The organism is Achromobacter sp. 2789STDY5608621 (assembly GCF_001299375.1).
GTDB classification, from domain to species: Bacteria; Pseudomonadota; Gammaproteobacteria; order Burkholderiales; family Burkholderiaceae_B; genus Achromobacter; species Achromobacter insuavis.
In genome coordinates this window covers 45,631-68,764 of record NZ_CYTU01000022.1, presented here as the reverse complement: position 1 = coordinate 68,764, position 23,134 = coordinate 45,631, and the positions used below count along the sequence as shown (strand labels likewise).

The following is a 23,134-nucleotide window of genomic DNA, read 5'->3' as shown; positions in this document are numbered from 1 at the left end:
TTGCAAGTTCATGAGGCAATCGACATGAAAGAACAATTGTGGACTGTAGTCCGATTCCCGGATGGTAGCTGGAGCGTTGGCGGCAAACCTGAAGATCCGGCTTACGAACTGTGTGAGAAATGGTGCCTGCGTTCCTTTTCTAGCCAACACGCGGTTAAGCTCGCGCAAGGCCGGCGCCGGCGCAAGCTTCCAGCGAGGCTCGTCGAAATCTACGAAACTCTGTGCCCCGACGATCCACTAAACCAGGACGACCCTCGTCGAGGGCCGATCGTCGCCGAAATGCAGATGGTGGTGGAGGCAGCAACGGACGAGGAGGCTACTCGCGTTATCGAGTGGTGGCGCACCTGGCCTAACCCATATCATGAGACCCCCCTCGAGTTCGTGCAGGCGGCGCGCGCCTTGTTCAGGCAAGTTCAAACTCCAGCAAATTGAGCGCTGCGACTCTTGTTGCCCAGCTCCGGCGTCGCGATGCCGCTGAACGAGCCGGGCCTGGCAATGGGCCAGTCACACTTGCAAATCACAGACTTCATCCAGGCCGAGCATGGCAAGACCTTCAATACTTCCCCTTCCTCAAGACCTTGAACAACGGATCACGGCCGGCCTGGCGCAAATTGATGCACCGACTCCAGGGAATAACCGTGAATACCTGCAGCAGTTCATTAAACTCGTTCACCAGGTCACCGGCTCGGTGTATGGCGCAAGCACATACCTTCAGCTACTCAGGCAGTTTGCACCGCAACGGCGCCCCTCTGCGACCACGGTTCATGAGGAGGTCCGCGCCTACAAAGCAAAATCCCCGTCAGCGGGTGGAGAGGGTGTCCAACAAGACGTCGCCGCCCAAGTCGCAGCGCTGCAGCACGAGATGGCCGATCTCAAGCGGCGGCAAGACCAGATGGATGCAGATCGCAAGCTGCTCCAAGGCACTGTGAGCAAGCTAGAGCGGATTGTGGCCACCTTAAACAACACGAGATCCAGCTAGCGCGATGACGTGTATTCACACGGTGGCAGAGAAGTGAAGCCGCTGCACGCCCAAAAGGAGCCGTGGGGCCCATTGGCCAGATCCATGCGACGGCCGCATTTCGGGCAAGGGCGCTGTTCTTGTGTTTCTCCCAACGGCGTGGCGCTGCCGGTCTCAAACCCTTCAAGCTCTCTATGAAGGGTGGAGCGAAAATCCTCGATGACATCGACAAGTTGCCGGCGCCCTTGCGCGATGCCTTGCAGGGCCGCCTCGATCTTCCGCAAGTAGGGGATAGTTGCAAACGAGAATGGGCCACGCAACTGGCCGTAGATTGCGCGGCCCTGGTCGGTCGGCATGACCGTGCCTCGAACATCCTCAATGTAGCCGCGTGCGCTCATCAACTGCATGACGTTGTATGCGGCGTCCGCACGACCAACCTCAAGTTCTTCCAGCTCAGCGGCCAAATCGGCCGCCGTATACAGCCCTGGTGGAAGGCCACTATCCGACGCAACGTAACTAACTCCGGTCGGGGTAAGGTACGCCCCTTTTGGATGGACAGGAAGAGTTGGGCTTTCCCCGAAATGCGCCGGGGAGTCGTCGACCTCACCCACACCCAGTATGTCGGCTGACGCTAGAAACCCTGGACTCACTAATTGATGTGCCGTGGCCAAGTACCGGCGCCCGCTGGCGTCAACCAAGCTCAGCTCTTGCATCGAATAGGCGGCCGGGGCCAATTGGGACAGGACCGCGCGCGCCCAGATCAAGGAATACAGTCGTTGCTCCACCTCGGTCTTGCCAGCGCCCTCCATGTCGATACTTGTCGGACGTAATCCTTCAATACCGGCCTCCACGACCTGAGGCGCAGGGAAACTGTGACCCGAGTCCGGTAGGGGCAAGTCGAGCCGGCTCGCCACCGCTTTGATCGACGCAAGCGCGTCTTCGTCAAAAGAACAGATGTAGGTTGATGGCTGAGTGATCTCGCCGGCGAGAAACAACGCATCCAGGCCTGCTAAGACCTCCTCGGGTCTGTAGCCCCAGAATCGGCACGCGAGCACCAACACTGATGAGATCGTGAGTGGAGGAGGAGGCATTCGCGCAATCAAGCGCGAGGAGCTTCGCACCACTTCAAGAGAGCCGCTTCTCAACCTTTCGATCTCGCGCGGTGGATCCTCGATTCGATCAACAATTCGGCAGCTGGCGACAAAACCTGGAAACTGCAATTCGACAGTAGCCTGGCCAGAATGTCGACCGGTGCGAGCCCGCTCTCGTGCGAGTAGCAGCGCGAGTATCGCCGCCTGCAGGCGTCCGGTGGATATACCCTTCCGTCCGAGCTTGGCCGCGAGAGGCCGACTCACTGTGAACCCGATAAGCCGGTCTATCGCTCGACGCGCTTGGTAGGATTGGGCCAGGCAATAATTCAACGGCATGCTGACGCCCAGAATCGCTCGCAATGTGGTTGGCTCGAGGCTGACCAAATGGATCCGTCGGAAGTGCTTCAGGCGCAGGCGGGAAACAAGATGCATTGCAAGGCATTCACCAGCGCTAGATGATTCTGTAGCAAGGTACACAGTCTTGCTTTCCGGCATCAGCGGCCGAATTCGCCTCAGGGCACTGCGACCGCTCTCGGTAAGACGAAAGCGAGGGGTTGCAGTATCTGAATCAATTCCCATCTCGTCAGCAGGCAGGTCACATATCTGACCACCAGTCGCGCACACTTCGAAATCGGCGCCCAGGACTTGACGCACTCGGTCGGCAATTGCAACCGAGTCGACGATGATGAGAGGGGATTGTGCTTGCGGCATGGTGTCAATTTTCACCGGTGAAAATCCGGGGAGGCGGGACGACGAACAAGTTATTCCAGGCAGCTACGAATGGCACCTTGGCTCGGTATTGCGTAGACCCCGCATGCACTCAATGCCTTGTAGCTGTTCTTCACAATGAGAGCTAGAACGCCCTCCGTTGGGCCGTCCCCGCATGTCTCTCCCCTCTCACCAGGCGTGTACGCCGCAAGGAACGCATTTGCCAGGGCCAAGTGACCAAGCAACGGACGCGCTTGCTTGTCCGCTCCTCCGGCAAAGTGCCGACAAATAAACCCCGCCGTTTGCGAGTACGCGTTCAACTCGTCGACCACATTTCGGAGTGTCGTCTCCGGGTTTCTCAAAAGGTAGTTCTCATAGATCAGCCCCAGCTGCGCCTTCTCAACATCAGATAGGGGCAAGTCGCGGCCCGCCAATGGCGGCCAACTGGTCGGTTGATACCCCTCATAGCCTTGCCCGTCGATCCAGAAGGCGCCCCTTCTCGCTGATTCGATGTGGATCAATTCATGGACAAGCACACCCAGCTGCTCATGCGCCTCGTTGAATCCTTGCTGTAGCACGTACTGTTGCAGCGCAGGCAGCACGTCACGGCTTCGATCGTAGAGGGCGACCAGGGCAGGGGAGTAGACCTGCATCTGCTCGCGTGCAGCGGCAAGCTCCACACCCGACGCAGCGACACTAGCGCGCCACGAAAGCGCCACCATGCACAACCCCAAGCTTTTGACCAATCTATACATTTTATGCACTATGATTTGGAACACATATAATGAATATTGCAATATTTCATGCTAGGTATGCAAATGAAAAACCTCGCTTTTGCTCTGATGGTCGCCTTGGCTGGCCTCAACACGCCAGCTAGCGCCGCCGAAGTCTGGTGGCATCAGGTGCCTGCAAATGCCGCGCAGGACAACGGCAACGTGACACTCCTCGACGCAAACGGCAACCCAGTGAACATGGTGGTGAATCCCACTGCGGCAGCCGTTAAGGCAAACCGCGCGGCAGCCACGCAACCGCCAACGGTGGTGGTCCAAGCGACAACCGGCTATTGGAAGGATCCTGTGGCGGCGGTCGCCAATCTTCCACCGGCCGGCAATGCAACTGGCGATGTACGAATGGTCATGTCCACCGCCAAACCTTACATGTGGGATGGGTCCAAGTGGATCGAGCAGTCTAGCGACTATTCCGGCACGATTTCCGCGGGAAATGTGCTGATCAAGAACGTTGCGACGGAAGGCACATCGTGCACCCCGAATGGCCTAGTCGCAGTGACAACGACGGGACTGCTACTTTCTTGCCAATCCAGTCGTTGGCGTGCCAACAGCGTGGTGGCATATGGAGGGGGGTACGTCCTCGTCGCGGCTCAGTCAGATCCTTCCGCGCAGCACTGCACGCCTAATCCAAGCACAGGTGCGTGTAGCTGCCCGGAGGGCTATCACGCACGGTTCAATGGGTATGGGTGGGATCGACAACCGGATCCATCCTCATACGTGACATTCGTTTGCGAACGACCCTGAAAGGACCTGCCTGACGGCGTGGAGCGTCTCATCGCCTTGCCAATCCGGTATTTGGCGCCCACAAGCCCCCACGCCCGTCAAAACTTGGTATTCCGCCGATTCGTCGGGAACCGGGACTACTGTAAGCATGGGCAATCGCAAATATTGTGCCCTGAACTATTCCTGGTACGCGTGGAAAGAACAGGCGGGGGGCTGCTATGTGTTTCAGTCGGGCCTCACCTATTTCCTCAGGGCTCAGGGCGACCCATCTGTTTCAGCAGGGACGGGGGTCTCATGCCAAGCTACTTGTTTTGACTGACAGCAGCCTCATTCTTCAATCGGAACATGCGGCGATGTCAATGTATTCTGTAGTGCCGTCCGCGTAGACCAGTTGAATAGTGCCGCAACGGACGCGCTGAACAGATACCACGGGCCCGTGGGGGCCCACGTTTGGGTAGCCTGGTCCTTGCGGTCCTTGCGGTCCTTGCGGCCCCTGTGGTCCTTGCGGTCCCTGGTACCCATTGAAGTTAATCTGCGAAAGCCAGAGTCCTACGGATCGGATATAGGCGTCGTTGATGTTGATGCTGCCGGCGCTTGATTGGCCAACTGCGTTGCCGGCTCCGCTGGCATTCAGGGCAACAAGAGACCAATCGTTCTGCTGTATCTGAAGACGTCCGGTCATCGTGTCGCCCGATGCGCGCACATATCTAGTCCAAATACCGGATTGGCAAGGCGCGGTTCTATCGCTGCCAGCATCAATCGGAACTGCCCTACGTCAGAAGGCATACAGTGAAGCGATTGTCATACTCCGGCTTCGAATTTGAGCGGACGGACCAGTGCGAACCAACCGGCACGACGATAGAGGCAGAGTCGATTGTGCCTCCGGGGCTGTCGTTACCGGAATTCGCCGAACGGCTAATCAGGCTCCCGTCCACGTAGAGGTAGAGGCCTGAGTTGGAGTAGCCGTTTCGATTGGCAGTGAGAAACAAGGGGCCGAGGCCATGATTGCTGCCGTCAGCGCTCCCCGTGGCTACTTCCTGGCAGAAGTAGCGTCCTTTGAACGGCAGGCTGCTTAGCCAGACACCGGATTGGCAAGGTGGTGCCGCGCCTGCTGCAGCTATCGAATGACGCTCACGGAATAGCTTGCGGTCCATCCGCTGACCGCACGGGCGGCAGCACAAATCCGTAATTGATGGCTTCCAGCCGAGAGAGTGTCGGAGGCGGAGGACGATACGCTAAAGCCCCCATTGTCCGACTGAGCAATGTCGTAGTTTGACGCCAGCACGCGTCCGTCGATTGCAACTAACGCGGCGAGTTGAGACACACGAGATTGCTCTGAAATTCCAGCGGTTTGAATGTTGAACATCACTATGCCCGTCGCTTCAAGCACCTCCTGATAGTCTTTGCAGAAATAGCGTAACCCGTCACCAGGATTTGGCCCAAAGTCGAGCAATACGGAGGAGACTGGGCCAGCCTGCGAATCCTTACCAGTCACCGCAAGGCTGACTTTTCTCCAGACACCGGATTGGCAAGCAGCACACAGGGGCGACCACCGCCAACTTGATTTGCTTCGTTTGGTTCTACCGCGCAGCAGTATGCATGCCAAGTAGCATCGCTAATGCTATCAGTGTCGGAGTCATTGAAGTCACGCACCAGGAGGTCGTGCAGCTCGCGTGCCTCTTGAATCGAAGCGAATCGGCCAGCTTCGCTGGCATGCGTCTGGCGCTGGCGGCCAAGTCGACGCGCACCAGAACGAGGCCGGCGCCGGCGCGGCCGCGGGCACACGCGGCGCGCGGCCTGGCCGCGGTGGCCACCGCGGACCTCAGCCGCAGGATCTTGGCCAGCGACGCTGACCGCCGCCTGGCGCTGTCGGCCAGGTCTCGGGCCAGCGTAGTCGACCAGGCGGCGCGCGGGCGGCATCACCGAACTATTTAAGGCTGATAGCAAAGGCGATGAAGCACCAGTAGCCACAAATGGCACCCGCCGGCGTCCGCGCGGCTGCCGGCCCAGCCTTCGTGCGAGCGATCATGGCCCAACCATTGCCCTTAGCTTGCAGATCCTCGTGAAACTGGCACGCCAGTGGGCGCCAATTTGGCGGCCGATGCCAAGGCCGCCTGCTCGGCATTCCAGGCGTCAATCACTTCCTGAAGCAGCCTGCATCTGCGTTGTTGGGACATGTTGCGCGGAGGGGTCAATGCCGGCCCACGATGGTTACACTTTTCGCAAAGGATGAAAGCGATGCCCGGATGCAAATCGCTCACTAGCTTACCGCGCCCAATCTCGTGTTCACCGCATTTATGGCACGGTGCAATGGTCGTGTCACTCATTTAATTTCCGAAAGTCGTGGGTTGAGCCGATGATAGTCGTTCCCCCCGGATCTCGCAGCAAGCCAACTGCGGAACGGGAACAGCTTACGCCTGACACTGCCGGGCCTGAACCACCCGGTCTCGCAGACGTGCGCGGGATGCGCCTGGCCTGATGGCCAGAATCCAAATCAGCTGCAAGGCTGAGGCCGCGGCGAGGTCAGGCTGGCCGGTGCGAACAGCGCTTCTGCGCAAGCCGACATGCGTTCGTTCGAGGCCGACGCTGGGGCGCCTGCCAGCATGCGCCGCGCTCGGCGCGGTGTCGTAACGCCACGGACATCAGATCCAGGATCTCCCGCAGCGGCGCTGGACAGCGCTTGGCGCCTCCCGCCAGGTCGACGTGCGACGGCTCGCGGCTGGCGCCGGCGCGGTTGCCGCGCATACCCCGCGCTCGGCCTTGCTGGTGCCGCTTACCCAACATTCCACCTGATCGACGCATGTTCCGCGCTTGCGCTGCGATCTACGCTAAAAAAAGTATCAGTAGACTTCCTTCACTAGCGCAGTGTCCTCCATCACCGGCACCAGGGGATCTACCATTACCAGCGAACTCCGGTCGACGTGCTGCAAATACTGATCCGGCTCTGGAACGCGCACCCCATCACGCATTAGCGTGCATAGCGTTCGAAGCAATGCACTCTGCGCCAGCTGCAGCGCGTGAAGCCGGCTTTGGCCGGACACCGATAGTGGCGGGCAAAAGTCGGGGAACGAGACCGACACTTCGGAGATCCCTCGGAACTCCACGAGAGCGGGATATGGGAGCAGCAAATTTAGGACGGCCTGCTTGGAGCGATTGCGCTGGCCATCGAGCTTCCGTACCAAGCGGGTAGCGCGCAGATGGGTATAACGCTTCAACATGCTCAATGACTTGTGGCCAGAAATTGCGGCGATTTCCAGCATGTCGAGCGTGCCGCGCTCAAACAACCTGGATATTGCCTCATGTCGTAGATCGTGGAAATGCAGATCCTCAATCCCCAACCGGCGTAGCATGTAGCGCCACGTCGACTTTATACCCGCGGGCGTATAGTGAAACACACGCCCCGACTGCTTTACGCCAAGACGGGCAAACGCCTCTACCGCATCAGTCGTCAGAGGCACATCGCGAGGGCTACCGTTCTTGGTTTCCGGCAAGTGCACGATCCGGCTGCGTAGGTTGACATGTTGCCACTCAAGATTGAGGATCTCCCCCTGACGCATGCTGGTCTCAAGCGCGAGCACGATGATCGAGAACAGCTCCGCGTTTGCACTGGAATAGGCATATCGCTGAATCTGTCGGTCCTCTCGAGGCGTGAGCCGTCGCACGCGGCCTGGCGGGACCTTTGGCTTGCGCACATCGCGGCAAGGATTCGTCCCCGAGCAAAACCCCCATTCGATCCGGGCCACCTCGAAGATGTTCGACAGAAGCGAAAGCTCTAAACGAACGGTGGCTGGCGAAATCAGCGTTAGCGTCTTGGGGTTGAGCTGTGCCAGGCGAGCATCCCGGTAGGTGGCGATGTCCACGCTCGTAACCTCGTTCAGCACCAAGGCACCGAGATCCGAACGCTGCAGTTGTTGGAGACGAAAGGCCTCCTGAGCAAACCCCTTTTTTAGGATGCTTACACGTACTCGGTAGACGTCGATCACGCGCGCCAGAGTAGGGCGAGAGTTGGGGCGGGGAAGTGCCGGCGGTCCGACGAAGTCGGCCTTGAATTCAGTTTGTGCTTCAAGCACGCGAAATCCTTTCTCGCGCGGTCACGCTATTCCGACTGGTTCAACTCATCCTCAATCAGGTGGGCAAGTTCCACAATGCCCACATTCATGGTCCGCAAGAGCGCAGCGATAGTGTTAAAAGTCGGCGAACGACGGCCGACCTCGATCAGCGAAATGCCGTTACGGTCTAGCCCGGCCTGGTAGGCAAGGGTTTCGATCGTAAGGTTTCGCTCCTCTCTAAGTCGCCGTAATGCCTTTCCGAGTGCCGCGTTGTGGTTGGTCAATGGGCTGATGCCGTGAAAAAGCTCCCATTTTGTGTGTCTTGCGCACGCACTTCATCCGCTAATTAGCAGCACAGAGCGTTAAGCCAAGACCTATAAACTATGAATAATGTGATTTGTCACTTAAAGGCGCTGCAAGCGCGCAGAGAGGCGCGTGTCCACGATGCCGGCCTCGCGAGCATTTGCACTGCAGGACGGAGGGGACAAAAAGAAGGGCCCGCGATGTGCGGGCCCACTGCAAACTGCTCAAGACGTCATGCTGAGACTACTGCGCAATAGTGACCACGATGCTGCGGCTACCATTCGGCTCTCGGATCGTGATGCCGGCCGGTGCGACAGTCGTCAAGCGCGGCACCACCATTTTTTTCTGCTCCGCATCTGCGGGATACTCTAAGCTCGGGATTGGATCTCCGACGGCGATGAAGATCCCATTTATCACTGCGCCGACACCTGGTGCCAGGCCGTCAAGCCGCACGTTTTTGGCCTTCGACTGGTTCAGCGCTGCAAAATAGTCGACCGGCTCTTGCGCCTTGGGCTTCCCGTCGGCTTTGGCGGCGCGCGCAGCTCGGCCAAACAGCTGGTCCAGTGTTTGCGGAACCGGCGGGGTGTCTCCTGTGCCATCAGCTTGCGCCTGCTCCTGGATCTGGGGTGTTGCAAGAAGGGGGTACAGCTGCTGCAAGCTGTCGAGCTGGGCAGGGCGCGCGGCGGGAGTTCCCCCTGACACGGTCATGCTCGTAGCGGCAGCCGTACGCAGAAGTTGATCCGCCTGATAGGCGCCAAGGCAACACAACACGCCAAGCATCGCAGCTGCGTTTCGTGGGGATATAGCAGTTCGCTTCATGGTGACGCCTTCAATTGGGCTTGAGTAGAAGACAAGTGTTGGCCAACGTCATACTGGGCACGGCGCCGTTCTGAATGTTGACCTGCGTAAAGCTCAAGTCCTTGCGGACCGCCAGCGATTCAAGCGCCATGAAAAGCGTTGGGTAATCGATCGCAGTGGCAGTCAGCCCTGAGTTTCCTCCCCCGTTCTGCACACACAAGCTATAAATGCCCAGCTTCTGACCCTCATACTCGACTGGATTGATGGTGCCGGTGGTCGAGAACAATTGCGCCGGCACATCCAAGCCCAACCCCTCCGTTCCCAGAAGCTGCAGCACCGCGTGCAGGTCCTTGGGCGTCTGCATCGGATATGCGATTTCCCAAGCCGCCTCTACGGGCTGCAGAGCCTTGTACTGGTCTGTCCATGCTTGCAACGCATCAGTCGCCGCGCGCTGCGCACTCGCCCGCGACTGAACCAGCGCCAACGTCTCGGCGCCGCCAGAATAAGTAATGAGACAAAAGACGCCGGTGCAGAGCCATCGCCAAGTCTTGCTTTGCATCATCGGATGCCCCCTATTGGTTAATGTGCCGCGCCGGGCGGTCAGCTGACGTTTCGATAGTGATCAACAACACCTTTCCGCCACCGGACGCTTGTTCTACCAGGCCGACCGGCGATGCTGCGACGCGCAGCGGCAGACCGGTCGCGTTCGCCAACTCTCGCAACGGACCTTGTGCCTGGTCGAGCGGATTGCGAACATCCTCCCGCGGGACGCTGATGGTGACCTGCAGATCCGGCGGCTGCTGCCCAGCGGCCGCCGAGTAGACAGCGGTGCTACCCGACGCTTTACCTTTGGTTGGCGCGTTGATCTGGAGGCGTTGAATCTGCCATGTGGGGTGAGAGGCAATAGTGCTGAAAAGGCCCGCAAGTGGCGCAATCCTTGCCTGCATGGGTGCCTCGGAGGCCAGCCAATCCTGACGGGCCCGCAAGACCTCCAGAGACTCCGCGGACCGTGGCCCTGCACTGGCCAACTCGTCGAATCGAGTGCGCGCGTGCAAGTACTGGGCCCATTCGATACCCATCGGGACTAGGTATGCCGTCAAAGCCAATGCGGCCACAAGCCACGGGCCGAAGCGATGCCAAACGGGTTCCCGTCGAGCGAGCGGCACTCTTGCTATGCGTTGGAAGGGCGCCGAGCCGATATGGATCAGCCTCTCAGACCGCGGCGCGGGCAGGGGATCCGTCCAGTAGAGCTTCGTGTCACCTTCCACCGCGATGTTGCTGAGGAGCGCATTGATTTCAGTCTGATACCTAGATTCGTCAACCCGCAGCACCCGTTCTTGAATATCAACCAGCTCACCATTCGTGAAGCGGTACCAGTGCAAATAAGTGCAATTTGTCCCCCGATATCCATTGAACACGATGGCGCGGCCTTTCGTCCGCTTCCCATAGCGAAGAACGCCGTCGACCGCGAAAGCGACCCGGGCATCACGCCCCTTCACCACGAGTTCGTTATGCACCCACAGGTGCATCAACCGGGGGTTACGCAGCTTGAACCAAGGTGTCACCACGCGCGGCACCAGCGCTGTAAATCCTGGCCCTGGCGAGGACTTTTGAAGTGAAGAAAACACCAGTTCGCCCGTTATCACCGCGCGCTCAGGTTTGATGGCGCCAGGCTGTTGGAGCCCCGTAAGATCTCCTATGAAATCTGGAGCGCGCACGGTACGTTGCGGTGCGGCGTTTCGAGGCGCCGGGCGCAGATCACGGCCGCCGCCGGTTGTCGGCACATCTGCCGCCGCGGCACCGCGCCGAGGTGACACATCACGCTTGGACCGCCACGAAACCAGAGAAACTCTGCGGACCAGAGGCAAAGCGCGGAGGAGGGCTTCTTTCATATCAACGAATCGCATTGGAAATGAGGTCGGACATTTGCGTGAAGTAGAGGGCCATCGGGGACACTGCGATCACAGCGGCGGCGATGCTGGCAACGTTGTTGCCATAGCTAAGGAAACGCTTAATCTGATCCATACCTAACTTGATGAGCGGTTTGGCAGCGTGCTCGAAGTGACGGCTCCCATTACCCGTGCTTTCTGTGAGCCGAAAGGCGTTGCATACCAGTATCGGCAACCGTTGCCGCGGATCCGCTTCGTCGATTCGGTCCAGATCCAATGCATGCCTGTAGCCCATCCGCGAGTTCTCGCGCACGGAAGCAATCGAGGGAACCATATACGGCAACAGCAACGGTTCAGACAGATGCAATGCATCCTGCAGCGGAATGCCGCAGTCTTGCATCAGGCTGATGTACCTGGACCAAAGACCGAAGTAGAGTGACCTAACAGCGACAGCCAGGGTGGGAATGTCATCAAGTTTGGACAACATCGACGACGTCACGTCAGGCCGCCTCGCGAAGCGGAAGGCTGCAACACCGGCCAAGCAAAGGCCCACAAGTAGGACCAGCGAGTTGCCGGTGAGGAAGTCATGCACGGACTTCGAAAGCTGCATCATCGAGCTCGGCTTGCGAAACCCGTCGCCGAGGGTGAGGGCGGGAATTACGGCCAACAACATGAAGAGGTTGACACCCAGCCCCGCGACTATCATCGCGATCGGATACAACAGCTTGCGCATCAGATTGCGAATCTCAAGTTGCAACTCGGCGGTTTGGGCCAGTCCCTCGAGTACCTGAGGTAGCTTCCCCGCGTGTTCTGCGATAGCCACTGGAGCGGCGTACATGGCCGGCCAGTAAGTAGAGAGAAAGCTAGAGAGCTTCTTGCCCTCCCTCACATGTGTGCTTGCCGTCAGCCAGAAGGTCGCACGGCTGCGCTGGAGCCTCGCTAGCTCCGATAGGGCCTGATCCAGGCTCAGGGTATCCGCGAGAGCCGCGAGTGCCATGGCCGCCAGGTTAATTTCCAGCAAGCTGAACGGCTTGTCGAGTTGTTCGTCCGTCTTAGTCATTAACGATGCGATGCCCGGTGAAATGGATTGCGAATTGACGCAGCTATCGACGCCACGCCTTAAATGAACAGATCCGATATCTGCGACTCGCCGAGCAAAATTCGCTCCAGTGCGGCGTCGAAAAGACTGCGATCACGGAACCTAACCAGCTCGCTGTACCTGAACGTCCGACGCTCGAACATCTCATGCAGAAGATCCTTAACTTCGCGGGTCATCGAAAGGACCTCATTGATCGGCACCACGCCCACATAGCCGGTGTGATCACACTCCTTGCATCCCTCCGGATCGGCAAGGAAGCTGTTGCCCTGGAGCGCGGCATACTGTGCGTCGGTGGGTTGTGCAAGCCCATGCTTGCGGCAATAGTCTTCGATCTGCGCGTGTTGCGTGCGGAAGGCCTTCCGGTCTAGCGGCTTCCGGCAAGCGGGGCAGATGTGAGAGATCAATCGTTGAGCAGCGACAAGGTTGAGGGCCTCGATCATGTCGTGTTCGTTCACAACTGCTGCTTCAGCGTTATCGATCACCGGATTGTTGATGTAAGCCCGCAGGGTTGGGACCGCCATAATTGAATCACCGGCGTGTATCGTCGAGAGCATGAGTGAGCCTGTGCCACTGCCCCGGACCGCAGCAGCAGCCGAAGACCGACTTCGAATTTCACCGACATACACCGTGTCAGGATCCTGCCGCAGAATGGCCGCTGTCATCAGGTCATAGCCATTGCGCGCGGTCACGGCATGCTGGAGCACATCAGGAATGTTCCGCTCCTTCGGGTGTTCGATGGATAGACGATTGCGGCTCTTCCCGAACAGGTCATATTCAAGCGTCAGCGCGCCGGCGATCGTCGTGCTCTTGCCGGAGTTGGTCGGTCCTGCCAACAGGATGAGCCCTTTGGTCTCACGAAGCGCGCTCTCGATTGCCTTGATGACGCTGGTCTTGATCTTCATCTGGTCCAGCTGCACACGCGTTGTCTTTCGAGGGATAAGTCGGATTGAGATCGACTCGGGCGCAATGTCCAGGCCAGCCGAATCCATCGGAGTGAAGGCCAGTCTCAGGAAGACCTCGGCCTCTTGGGAGCGATAGATCAAGTTGCCATCGGCTGGCGCCAGCAGGCGCCCCTCAGCCGTCGCCTGGTCGTCCGTGTACTTGGCTTGGCTTATACGGTGCAGAAACTGGGCAAGCTCGTTGCCTTGGTCAGGCGAGAACGGCCGAACGACCGGGATATCGAACATGTGGGCAGCCCGCCGATAGCGCGCAATCACAATACCGTCCGCCTGAGGCTGCAAGGCAATATTGCTGGACTGCTTTTCATGTGCGAAATCCAGCATGCGCACGAACATGCGCTGCAGGTCGGTCGTCGCTTTCTCTGGAGTGAAGACATTGGTCTGGCTGTTGAGGTCGTTTGCAACGATCTCGCCGCCGTCCAGATTCGCCAGTCGATATATCTCTGCACGCTGACCTAGAGCCAGAATCGGGCCCGCGTGGTGGAGCCCATATAAAGCGTTGTTGGCTCGCATATCGCGGGCCATCTGCTCGAATTCCTTCAGGCGCCCGTTGTCGGTGAAGACCAAGCAAGGGCGCCCGCTCGGCGTGTCAATGAGAACCGACTCGTGCCCGCACGCATCACGGACTGCAGGATCGGCCATCATGGCACTAGGCGATTCGGGCAGTGTCGTGTAGTAGGGACGTTGTTCCGTCAGTGCAACTATCCGTTGGATACTGGGACGTAGATTGCTGATTTTGTCTGACAGGTACTCGAGAGTAAGCACATTCGCGGGCTTGCTATCCATCAGCACGTCCACCTGTCTCTGGGTCGCGAATTCCAGCTGAACGACGTAGTCGCCAGCGCGCAGCCCGGGGTTGGCAACGATCTGCGACGCTACGTCTGCGAGGTCTCGCGGCGCTGTCGCAGCGTCCGGGTAGCCCCATCCATCAAGAAGCGCCGCTAACGGTGAATGGACATCTTGGATGCGCGAGGCAGCGTCTTGCTGAGTCATTATTCGAATCCTATTGAGCAAAAAGACGCGCTCGCGCGTCGAGCTGGCTTGCCACGGGCACCTCTTTGCCTGTGGCATCCTTTATGGTCGAGGTCGTCAATATTGCGACGTAGTCCTCAGTCAAATAGTTGTAGACACGTGGCGTTCCCCAAACCGAAAACAAGTCAGTGCAGTCCAACGGCACACCGGCCCAGATGTAGGAGCCCGAGCAGGTGCCAGCAGTGCCACCGAAACCGGCAAGTGCGGCCAACGTGGCAGACGAGCCCGCCGGCTTGGGGAATACCTGCCGGTTGTCTATTACCTGTGAATAGGCGCGTGCGAACTTCTGCAGGATTCGCCGCTGCGCAAGCTTTTCGAGAGAGATCTCGTTCGCGTAATCGTTGCGGCTGTCGTAGAGCCACCAGTGGCTGCGCTTTCTGCCACACCAAGGGCCGGGGGAAGAGAAAGGCAAGGTGCCACATTCGTTATCTGCGAGGTACGCCGCGGAGTCGGTGGCATCACGGGGCAACTGCGAAAACACCACCGCGCGGCGGAACTGCCAGACACCATCCGTCATGATCGGGCTGACCTGATACCCCTGCCAAGCCCTGCCAGCTTCCACGCGCAGCTCTTGATAGCCGGCACGACCTGCGGCCTCCTCCAATGAGGCTGGCGGCACCCCAAAATCCATGATCTGGTTCTGGATTGCGCCAGCCACGAATCGTGTGGCCATGGCACGGGCTTGGCCGTCGATCGCTTGGGCTTGCCCGGCCGACGTGGCGAATCCCGTAAGCATAAAAGTCAGGAAGGCGAATCCCACGCCAAGGAGGAGCAGCGGCATGATCGGTCAATAAAAGATGGTCATGGTGCGATTACCGCTTCCACCTGCCGAGAACTGGATCTTCGGGTCCGTGGTATCCGCACCCGCAGGCAGAGCTGTCGCGTTCATCGCACCAGGCGTACTCGACAAGCGCTGATAGTTCGCCAACACCACCGCGTCCGTGACGGGCGCGAATTGGACGGCGATGACGTTTCGATTGTTGATAAAAGCATCGCTCAAAGACACGGTCGAGCCGCCCAGGCGATAGTTGCCGGGCGAGCCCTGAATGGACTCGTGCATGGGTAGCGCGTTCGTGTTCGCGTAGCAGGCTGCATACAGCGGGTTCACGTTGCTGCCGTCGACCAGCAATTGCAGCGCGCCGTTGGCCCCCGGCGTCGTCGGTACTGCTGACGTGGCCACCATGTTGGCGGTCCCGCACGATTGATTGATGATTCGGAAATTATTGGCAAGCCCCTGCGCGATATCTTGGTACGCGAGGCTTTTGACGTTGTCCGTGGAACCCAACAACTTCGGGGCGAACATCCAGGCGAGGATCCCAAGGATTGCAACAACAACCAGGATCTCGAGCAGAGTGAAGCCGGCCTGTTTGCGTCGGTACGCTCGCGCGCCCACAGCGCTGAGCAGGTAGCGGGGAAAGGGGGAGAGAGTACGATTACTGCGGTGAAGTTGTTTCATAGTTATCTCGGTGCTTTTAGAAGGTCAAGACGACGTTGTTGGTGGGGTTTGAAGAGTCCGGTGCGACCCCAGCTGACACGTTGGCGTTGAGGCGGATAGCACCGTAGTGAGGAACTTTGTTGGGCCCGACGGCGGTTGGCTTGTAGTCGCGGCAATACTGCAGGGGCCCGCCCCACTGGGTCTTCCCGTACCGGGCCTGATCCATACCGATTTGGGCTAGCACGTTGACCGAAGAGCTGGAGAGGTCATACCAGCCGTCGTAGCAACCTTGGTTTGTGGCGGGATTCTGACCAGCAAGACTTGTGGTGGCTGCGGGATACCAATTCGTCGTGTCCGTGGCGGACGCCAGACGCTGGCTTTCGCGGTAGTAGTTCTGGAAGTTGTCGCGCATGAGGTCGACGTTTGTCACGGTCGTCTGCATCATGGAGCGTTGGAGTTGCAGCGTGCTGAAGATCTGCACGCCGTAGTCAGGTTGCGTAGGCGCCCAAGTTGCCACATTCGCGACGGTGAGGGCGGCACTCGCGCCCGGAATCCCCGCCACGCCAGCGCATGCACCTGACGAGATCGGGCACCGGGTGCTGTACACCGCGCCAATTTGATAAGCGAGGGTGACGAGCGGCCCACTGCGGAAGTACAAGGGAACCTGCATCGAGATGTCCGGCGTCCGCTGATAGACGCGCGCGTTCTGCGCTGCAGTGCCGTCGCTATTGATATCACGCGGCAGCAGCCCAGATTGTGAGAACAGGCTCACCAGGTCAGAATCCAAGGGATCCAGAACAGCGTTGCGCAAGCCCCCGCCGCTGTACGGCTCGGGCAACTTTCCAAGCACCGACCGGGTCCGCGCCGCGTCAAGAAGCACCGCGGCAACGTTCTGGTTGCTCAGCGCTTGACGTCCATCGGCGGCGCGTACTAGAGCGCTGTATCCGTCTCGAACCGTGGGCGCCAGTAGGTACAGCAGCCATCCCAGCAGCGCGACGCACGACAGGATTTCGATCAGCGTAAAGCCGTCCTGGCGTGAGGCCTGTCGCTCGCTTGCGCGATATTGTTGACGTCGATTCATGTCGTGACCTAATTGCGTTTTGTAATGCCTACGCGCAAGACCAGGTACATCGAGGTCTTGGATCCGCTGTTGTTTTCGTTGCCAAACACAGCGCTCAGCACCGGCACATCTTTAAGGCCGGGAATGCCACTGCCAAGGTCGTTGGTGTTCTCCTGGCTCAAGCCACCCAGCAAGATCAAATCGCCATCGCGCAAGACCACTTCGGCATTGTTCGTTTGCTTGTTGATGATTGGGATGCGCTGGGGGATCTGTACGACCTTCTCGCCGGCGGTGATGACCTGGTTGGAGGAGTCCCATCCCACGACCTTTTTCAGCAACATGGAAACCTGGGCGCGCACGATTCCAGATGTGGAGTCGTAGCGCGGGTTAATGCGCAACCGCATACCGGTGCTGTAGGGCACGAGAATGTTCTGCGTTGCGGTGGCGGCCGCTCCCGTGTTAGTGCCGTAGGCGGCTTGCTGACTGTTGATCGTGTAGTGACCGGTGGTCCGGTAGTCGAACTCAGCGGGCGAGCCGCTCGTCGTGGAAACCGTCGGCTTCTGAATAGTGCGAGTATTTTCTTGCGTGTCCATGTAAGCGTTGAAGATCTGCAGCCCATCTGCGGCAGACGAGACGCCCAGCAGCGTTGTGGGCGTCGCCGCCAGCGACGTCGACGGAACATTGACGCTGGGAATTTGGCTCCCCCCGCCCGGGAAGCTGATCGTGGCGCCACCAAGGATGTTGTTGGTGACGACGGCGCCATAGCGGCCTTTCGCGAAGCGCGCGAAGCTCGCAATATCAAGACCGCGAGTTGACCTCTTGCTAGTCGTGACCTCAACGACCTCCACGTCGAAGGTGATCTGGGTGTTGTACTTGGCCTGAATGCTGTCCATGTAGGGGCTGATCTGCTTCATCAGCCAGCCGGGGGCCTGGATAGTGATTGCGCCCGTCTCCGGGTTCATCGAAGGCAAGCCAATGCGCGTAGCGGTGTAGAGCGAGTTGCCCCCAGCGCTCTGGCCACCACAAGAGGCGGCCCCCCCGCCGCCCGCGTCGGCGCCAACGCGCCCGCCGATTGCCATTCCGGGATTGATTCCCGGGACAATTGGCGAGCCGCCTTGGATCTGCGGCGCGGCATTCAAACTGACACCGTTATTGTTGGCCGCCGTCGGGATAAGGGTGGCGAGCCGGCTGCACAACTCGTTGGAGAGGCTTTTCCAGAAATTGTCCGTACTGGTGACGGTGTTCATGTTTTTGTTGCCACCGTCGCCGTCGGAACTATTGCGCCGGTTCGCCGCGCCCGTATTTCCGACTCCGCCCATGCCTGCGCCTGTAGGCGACCCATCCTCGTCATCGATGTCCGTCGTTGCCGAGCTGTAGCTGCTTGTACGGTTCCCGATGTTGATCGTCCACGTTTGCGAGCGCATGGGAATGATCTCTACGACCTTGGCCTGGTTGTCCAGCTGGTAGTCGAGGCCCATAGGAAGTAAGAGTGTCTTGAGGGCGGTCTCGCCATCCAGCTGGGTCACACCCAGCCCGCTGTAGAGATAGTTATCCAACGGCAATGAGGTGGCAATGTTGATGCCGTGGGCGCGCAGCACCTTGAGGATCTCCATGGCGCTGACCGCATTTTTGGGCACGTAAGTGACTTTCTTGGCGCGCAGCCAAGCGTGTTGCTTGGCCTCTTGCTCGGCCTCAGACAACCGCTTGAATTCCAAAGGGACCTCTCCCGCGCGGACAATCTCCTCTTGCTTGCGCTGCTGTTCCTTCACGTCGTCCAGGCCTTTGGTGGCTCCTTCATGGAACTCGCGCGCCTCCTTGTCGTAGTTTGTGGCGCACGCGACAAGCAAAGAGGAGGCCGCGGCGGCGATGAAAATGCGGTGAATGATCATTGGGTTGGTCCGTTGTTTAGATGGCGTAGAGCGTTCTATTGCGTGGCGTCGGAAACGCGGATCTCCGGAGGATTTGCGTCTGGATAGACCTCGATATGCACAAGCGAAGCGACTGCCTGACCAACCGACTTCACGACGCTCAGAAATTCGGTGGAGTAGGTTCGCGGCGTGACGACTTGGATGTAGTTGGAAGCGTCCCACTTCAACCTGTAGCCTGCTGTGGTCGCCCATGCTTCAAGGTTGTCGCGAAGCGTCTTTTGCGCATCCAGATGCCACGTTGGCAGTGCGGGGGTGGCCGCCTGCTCAGCAACGTCGCTGATGGCGGCGCTGGTACCGTCAGAATCAACACCTACATGCGCGCCGTCCGCGCCTGGCGCAGCGCGGCTGGAGGACGCAGTGCGTTTGGCCGTGCCCGAGGCGATTGCTTCCGCCGCGCCGCTGGGATAGTCCGCCAATGCCACCTCGCCTGCCAGACGCACGCTAGCGTGCACTGTCAGTGTGGGCATTCTTGCGGCGGTTGGGGCTTCATCGCCGGCGCGTGGCGGGGAATCCCTCGACACCTGTGGACCGGTTTGCTCGTTGGTCGCCAATGGGACGTTGGGTATCGCCATGGATGCAACGGCGATCGGCAGAGCGGTTGCAGGTGCCGCTGCAATTCCCTCCGGGGCCGTGGCTAATCCCCTTCCGCTCGATTGATCGACGCTGGCCGGGAACGAGAACGCCGGCCCCACCGCGACGTATCGCGCTGCGCTGAATCCCTCGTGGCGTTTGGGTGCAGTGGTAATTCCAAAAAACTTCTCAATGGACTCGAAAGATGTTGCGGACGCGCTAGCAGCCGCAATCGCTTGGGCGGGTGGCGCCGGCGGCGTCTCCACTCGCGATGCCACAGAGGGCGCTGTGGCCCGCGCAAATGCCGCGGTGACATCGGTTTCGCTGGTCGGAGCAAGTCTGAATGCCGATGCCGTCGTGGGTTGTGGCCGAGCCACCTCGGGCCTCGCGATCGGTGTGCGGGGAGAAGATGCGACCGCGCTATCAGATTCCCTCACAATAGGTAGCGCAGCCGCCAATGATTGGCCGTCCTGGCTTACGCGCTGGGATTGCGATTGCGCCTGCTGCTGTTGTGCCCGCGCAATCGGCGCTGCGGCAGGGAAACCATCGGCATTCCGCCAATGCGGAGCTACTTCCGCTGGCCGCGAGCCTACGGTCGCCGACTGAGCACGATCGGAACGGGCTTCGCCTGCTTGTTCGGGGCGTTGGCCTTGAGGTCCCAAAAAGTTCTGCATCAACATCAGAGCCGTTTGTGGCTCCAGCTTTCCAGACTGGCTGATGGCGATTAGTCGGCTGGCAATTTCGACCTGAACATCGGCGCTGGACAGGGCGGATGCAGCCGACGTGTTGGCCCCGGTGCGCGTCGAGGTAGACAGTTGGACGGCTTGAGCAGGCGCAAGGAACACGCGGACGTAGGGCGCGGGGAGGTCATCCTCGTAATCAGCAGTCACACCTAAGGAAAACCTGCTCGGGTCGACCCCGGCATCAATGAGTGCCTGCCTGGTCGCCGCAACTCGGGCGGACACAACCGACGCTCCCATGGAACGATCGCCCTTCACCACAATCACGTAGCTGGCATTCGTTGCACCATGCCTGACAAACTCAAACAGGCCCGTCTGTGAGTCACCAGTCAATCGGTTGCTCCGCGCATGAAATGACAAGACCACATTCGGGATGGGAGAGTACCGAGGCTCCATCGTGCTAGCACGAGAAGGCCCCTGGGTCTTTCCACTACCGTCCTCAAGCGCGCGAAAGCCAGCAGTTGCCATCGATGGGCAACAAGCAATAATTATTGACAGCGCTATTGGACTCAGGCGAGTTGGAGGAAACAGCATTGAACACCGGCAGAAAGGGTGATTTTGCGTAGATTATGCAAGCTATATTGCACATTTGCAAGGATGCATAGATAATTGTAAAAATAGTTCGCCGGGTCCTTTTTCACTGGTGAAAATCTTGCAAGAAGCGAATCTTCCTCTTCCGACACAGATATGACCATTTCCGTTGAACAATTCATTGAGCAAACGCCCGCGAAACGCGGGCGACGCCGTTCGTCGAAGGTGTGGATGCACATGGAGGAGGTCACGGAACTAAAGCAGCGCGGCTACTCCTATGACCAAATCAAAGACTTCCTCGCCAAGAATGGCGTCGAGGTGAAAAGGTCGACATTAATTTCCTTCGTCCGCCGGGCCGAACAGCGGGCGCAGCGAGAGGCGGAAGAAAAGGCAAGGTCGGGGACAGCGGTGGGAATTGCCACGGAAAGCGCTATCCCGGAGGCCAAGCCCGTTTCCAAGGCCTTGCCCCAGCAGGGCAAACGTGGCCCCACGCGGCGACAATCATGAACGCCCCGCTCAATGCAAGCGTCGCCGACGCGCTCGCTCTTGATGAAGGCTTGTCGCCAGAAGAGCGCGCGAAGCGGGAGCGATTGCTCGAATCGGTCAAGCGCAATCTCGGCAGTGAGGTACTTGCCGCTCTGCGCGACCCCATGGTGTTCGAAGTCATGCTCACGGTGAACGGCACTGTCCTTACGGATTCCGTGAATCATGGGTTGAAGACGCTCTGCCATGGTGGCGTTCCCGTGCGTATACACGCAACGGCCGCACGCAACATGATGTGGACTGTGGCGCAGCTCCTAGACACAACAGTCAGCGCCGAGAAGCCAATCTTGGAAGGCGAATTTCCGCTGGGAGGAGAGCGGTTCGAGGGGCTGCTGCCGCCAGTTGTTGAGCGCCCAATTTTCGCCATGCGCAAGCTGGCGGAGAAGATTTTTACCCTAGAGCACTATGTGCGCCAAGGAATCATCACCGTGGCGCAAATGGAAGTAATCCTTAATGCGGTTCGCCAGCGCAAGAACATCCTGGTGGTGGGAGGCACCGCATCGGGCAAGACCACATTGGTCAATGCCATTCTGCAAGCGATGGCCGCACACACTCCCGAACATCGCATCATCATCATCGAGGACACTCGCGAGCTGCAGTGCAAGGCGCCATTTGTTGAGTTCCTCAGAACTTCGCGCCACACCTCGATCCAGGATCTGTTGCGAGCCACCATGCGGCTTCGGCCGGACCGAATCATGGTCGGCGAAGTGCGAGGCGCAGAGGCGTTGTACCTTTTGAAGGCTTGGAACACAGGACACCCAGGCGGGATGGGGACTATCCACGCAGATGGCGCGCTGGACGGCCTATACCGCCTGGATGAGCTAATCCAGGAAGCAGGTGTTCCGTCGAAGCTCTCGCTGATCGGGCGCGCGGTCGACATTGTGCTGTACCTGGAAAAAGACCCGACTACGCCGGGCCGGCGCGTATTGAAGGAGGTATTAGCTGTCGATGGATATGACAGTCGCAACAACCAATTCATCGTAAAACCGCTCTGATATGGAGTGCCCATGCAAGATTTAATTTGTCATGCCAATGACTTTACCAACCTTCACCAGGCGCTTGCTGGTGGGGCATTGATCGCGGTGATCGTCACTGTGTGCTTCCTGAAAAACCTGGCCCGCATGCGAGCCCGTATCCACCGCTGGCGATCAGCCCCCGCCGCGGTCCGCGTCTAAACGGCGCAAACGCTTTCCCTTATGTTCAATATTTATTGAAGGATTTACGACCATGCATAGCGATATCGTACTTGCGAAGAAGCAGGGAGGGTCCCGATTCCTGACGCTCCTCATCATGTGCGTGTACACGGGCGCCGCGCAAGCGCAGTCTCTTCCCTGGGAAGGGCCACTCTGCACGTTCGCCAACGCCCTTACGGGCAAGACTGCATTCGCCCTCGCAGTCATCGTCTTCTTCGCGACCTCCGTCGCGCTCCTGTGGGGTGAAGAAATCAAGGGCGTCATGAAAGCCCTGGTCGTCGTCTTCATGCTCATCTCCGTCCTCATCGGCGGGTCTGCGATCATCCGCTGGCTCTGGCCTTCGGTAATTCCCTGCTGATGGCTAGCGAAAGCGAAGACCTGCTGCCGCTTAGGCCGATTTACACCAGCCTCGCGCGACGCATCATGGTCAAAGGAGGAGAACGAGAGCTGGTCTACATCGTGATTCTGCTGGGCATCATGGTGGGCTTCGTGGACTCGGTTGGCTTTGGTCCGTTTGTGGGTGTGCCATTGGGGGCCGCCGTTGGTCTCGGTGGGTTGTGGGTCGCCCGTAGGATGGGCAAGGCTGATCCTTTCATGACCGTGGTGGCACGTCGCGCACTTACTTATCGCCGCAGCTATTCCGCGCGCGGCAGAGCCTCGGCGAAAGTGCCCAAAGCAAAGAGTTATCGCTGATCAGAGGCCAGGCCGCGTGCCTGGCCAACGCGCTTGGATTGACG

The 23,134-nt window shown here is 59.1% G+C and carries 22 protein-coding genes; 8 read left to right on the top strand and 14 right to left on the bottom strand.

Features of this window, described 5'->3' with window-relative positions:
- Positions 1–24 precede the first annotated feature (24 nt).
- Both AOZ53_RS34320 and AOZ53_RS34315 read left to right on the top strand, forming a co-directional pair.
- A complete protein-coding gene (locus AOZ53_RS34320; protein ID WP_109421662.1) occupies positions 25–432 on the top strand; it encodes a hypothetical protein in 408 nt (135 codons plus the stop codon).
- A gap of 109 nt (positions 433–541) precedes the next feature.
- Entirely contained in the window at positions 542–979 is a 438-nt protein-coding gene (locus AOZ53_RS34315; RefSeq protein WP_131726785.1) for a hypothetical protein, read from the top strand.
- On the opposite strand, the gene AOZ53_RS33600 is transcribed toward AOZ53_RS34315, so the two are convergent.
- Both AOZ53_RS33600 and AOZ53_RS19945 read right to left on the bottom strand, forming a co-directional pair.
- Positions 976–2,775, bottom strand: a complete 1,800-nt coding sequence (locus AOZ53_RS33600; RefSeq protein WP_082385706.1) for a DNA topoisomerase — start codon at positions 2,773–2,775, stop codon at positions 976–978. The genes AOZ53_RS34315 and AOZ53_RS33600 overlap by 4 nt on opposite strands.
- Before the next feature lie 35 nt (positions 2,776–2,810).
- Complete coding sequence (locus tag AOZ53_RS19945) at positions 2,811–3,479, bottom strand: hypothetical protein (protein ID WP_131726786.1); 669 nt, start codon at positions 3,477–3,479, stop codon at positions 2,811–2,813.
- 96 nt (positions 3,480–3,575) lie between these two features.
- On the opposite strand from AOZ53_RS19945, the gene AOZ53_RS34310 reads away from it, so the two are divergent.
- On the top strand, positions 3,576–4,289 hold the full coding sequence (locus AOZ53_RS34310) for a hypothetical protein (RefSeq protein ID WP_156333449.1): 714 nt from the start codon (positions 3,576–3,578) through the stop codon (positions 4,287–4,289).
- Between the two features lie 2,819 nt (positions 4,290–7,108).
- On the opposite strand, the gene AOZ53_RS19935 is transcribed toward AOZ53_RS34310, so the two are convergent.
- The 12 genes from AOZ53_RS19935 to AOZ53_RS33590 form a co-directional block, all read right to left on the bottom strand.
- Positions 7,109–8,338, bottom strand: a complete 1,230-nt coding sequence (locus AOZ53_RS19935; protein ID WP_082385704.1) for a site-specific integrase — start codon at positions 8,336–8,338, stop codon at positions 7,109–7,111.
- A gap of 26 nt (positions 8,339–8,364) precedes the next feature.
- Positions 8,365–8,601, bottom strand: a complete 237-nt coding sequence (locus AOZ53_RS19930) for a helix-turn-helix domain-containing protein (protein WP_054489040.1) — start codon at positions 8,599–8,601, stop codon at positions 8,365–8,367.
- Positions 8,602–8,863: 262 nt separating this feature from the next.
- The gene (locus AOZ53_RS19925) at positions 8,864–9,439 is read right to left on the bottom strand and encodes a hypothetical protein (protein ID WP_131726788.1); all 576 of its coding nucleotides are present in this window, start codon (positions 9,437–9,439) and stop codon (positions 8,864–8,866) included.
- A 10-nt stretch (positions 9,440–9,449) separates the two neighbouring features.
- Entirely contained in the window at positions 9,450–9,980 is a 531-nt protein-coding gene (locus tag AOZ53_RS19920) for a hypothetical protein (RefSeq protein ID WP_054473457.1), read from the bottom strand.
- Positions 9,981–9,990: 10 nt separating this feature from the next.
- The gene (locus AOZ53_RS19915) at positions 9,991–11,310 is read right to left on the bottom strand and encodes a hypothetical protein (RefSeq protein WP_131726789.1); all 1,320 of its coding nucleotides are present in this window, start codon (positions 11,308–11,310) and stop codon (positions 9,991–9,993) included.
- Between the two features lies 1 nt (position 11,311).
- On the bottom strand, positions 11,312–12,367 hold the full coding sequence (locus AOZ53_RS19910) for a type II secretion system F family protein (protein WP_054489037.1): 1,056 nt from the start codon (positions 12,365–12,367) through the stop codon (positions 11,312–11,314).
- Between the two features lie 59 nt (positions 12,368–12,426).
- Positions 12,427–14,358 carry an ATPase, T2SS/T4P/T4SS family gene (locus tag AOZ53_RS19905; RefSeq protein ID WP_054473460.1) on the bottom strand — a complete coding sequence of 644 codons (1,932 nt, stop codon included), beginning with the start codon at positions 14,356–14,358 and terminating at the stop codon, positions 12,427–12,429.
- A gap of 10 nt (positions 14,359–14,368) precedes the next feature.
- Complete coding sequence (locus AOZ53_RS19900; RefSeq protein ID WP_054473461.1) at positions 14,369–15,178, bottom strand: hypothetical protein; 810 nt, start codon at positions 15,176–15,178, stop codon at positions 14,369–14,371.
- Positions 15,179–15,184: 6 nt separating this feature from the next.
- Positions 15,185–15,853 carry a type II secretion system protein gene (locus AOZ53_RS35210; protein WP_054473462.1) on the bottom strand — a complete coding sequence of 223 codons (669 nt, stop codon included), beginning with the start codon at positions 15,851–15,853 and terminating at the stop codon, positions 15,185–15,187.
- A 16-nt stretch (positions 15,854–15,869) separates the two neighbouring features.
- Complete coding sequence (locus AOZ53_RS19890; RefSeq protein ID WP_054473463.1) at positions 15,870–16,913, bottom strand: hypothetical protein; 1,044 nt, start codon at positions 16,911–16,913, stop codon at positions 15,870–15,872.
- A gap of 8 nt (positions 16,914–16,921) precedes the next feature.
- Positions 16,922–18,781, bottom strand: coding sequence for a hypothetical protein (locus tag AOZ53_RS19885; RefSeq protein WP_054473464.1), 1,860 nt, complete (start codon positions 18,779–18,781; stop codon positions 16,922–16,924).
- Between the two features lie 35 nt (positions 18,782–18,816).
- Complete coding sequence (locus AOZ53_RS33590) at positions 18,817–20,490, bottom strand: TcpQ domain-containing protein (RefSeq protein ID WP_165596088.1); 1,674 nt, start codon at positions 20,488–20,490, stop codon at positions 18,817–18,819.
- Positions 20,491–20,817: 327 nt separating this feature from the next.
- Between AOZ53_RS33590 and AOZ53_RS19880 the strand changes: the two genes are divergently transcribed.
- Genes AOZ53_RS19880 through AOZ53_RS33585 form a run of 5 tightly spaced genes read left to right on the top strand, consistent with a single transcriptional unit; the run spans position 20,818 to position 23,090 of the window.
- Positions 20,818–21,168 carry a hypothetical protein gene (locus tag AOZ53_RS19880; protein ID WP_054473465.1) on the top strand — a complete coding sequence of 117 codons (351 nt, stop codon included), beginning with the start codon at positions 20,818–20,820 and terminating at the stop codon, positions 21,166–21,168.
- Positions 21,165–22,199 (top strand): P-type conjugative transfer ATPase TrbB, encoded by a 1,035-nt coding sequence (gene trbB, locus AOZ53_RS19875; RefSeq protein ID WP_082385700.1) that lies wholly within the window; start codon positions 21,165–21,167, stop codon positions 22,197–22,199. Before AOZ53_RS19880 ends, trbB begins: the two co-directional genes overlap by 4 nt.
- Positions 22,200–22,211: 12 nt before the next feature.
- On the top strand, positions 22,212–22,379 hold the full coding sequence (locus AOZ53_RS34305) for a hypothetical protein (RefSeq protein ID WP_156333448.1): 168 nt from the start codon (positions 22,212–22,214) through the stop codon (positions 22,377–22,379).
- Between the two features lie 52 nt (positions 22,380–22,431).
- A complete protein-coding gene (locus tag AOZ53_RS19870; RefSeq protein ID WP_054473466.1) occupies positions 22,432–22,755 on the top strand; it encodes a TrbC/VirB2 family type IV secretion system protein in 324 nt (107 codons plus the stop codon).
- Positions 22,755–23,090 carry a VirB3 family type IV secretion system protein gene (locus AOZ53_RS33585; RefSeq protein WP_082385699.1) on the top strand — a complete coding sequence of 112 codons (336 nt, stop codon included), beginning with the start codon at positions 22,755–22,757 and terminating at the stop codon, positions 23,088–23,090. The genes AOZ53_RS19870 and AOZ53_RS33585 overlap by 1 nt, the downstream gene beginning before the upstream one ends.
- The last annotated feature ends 44 nt before the right edge of the window (positions 23,091–23,134 follow it).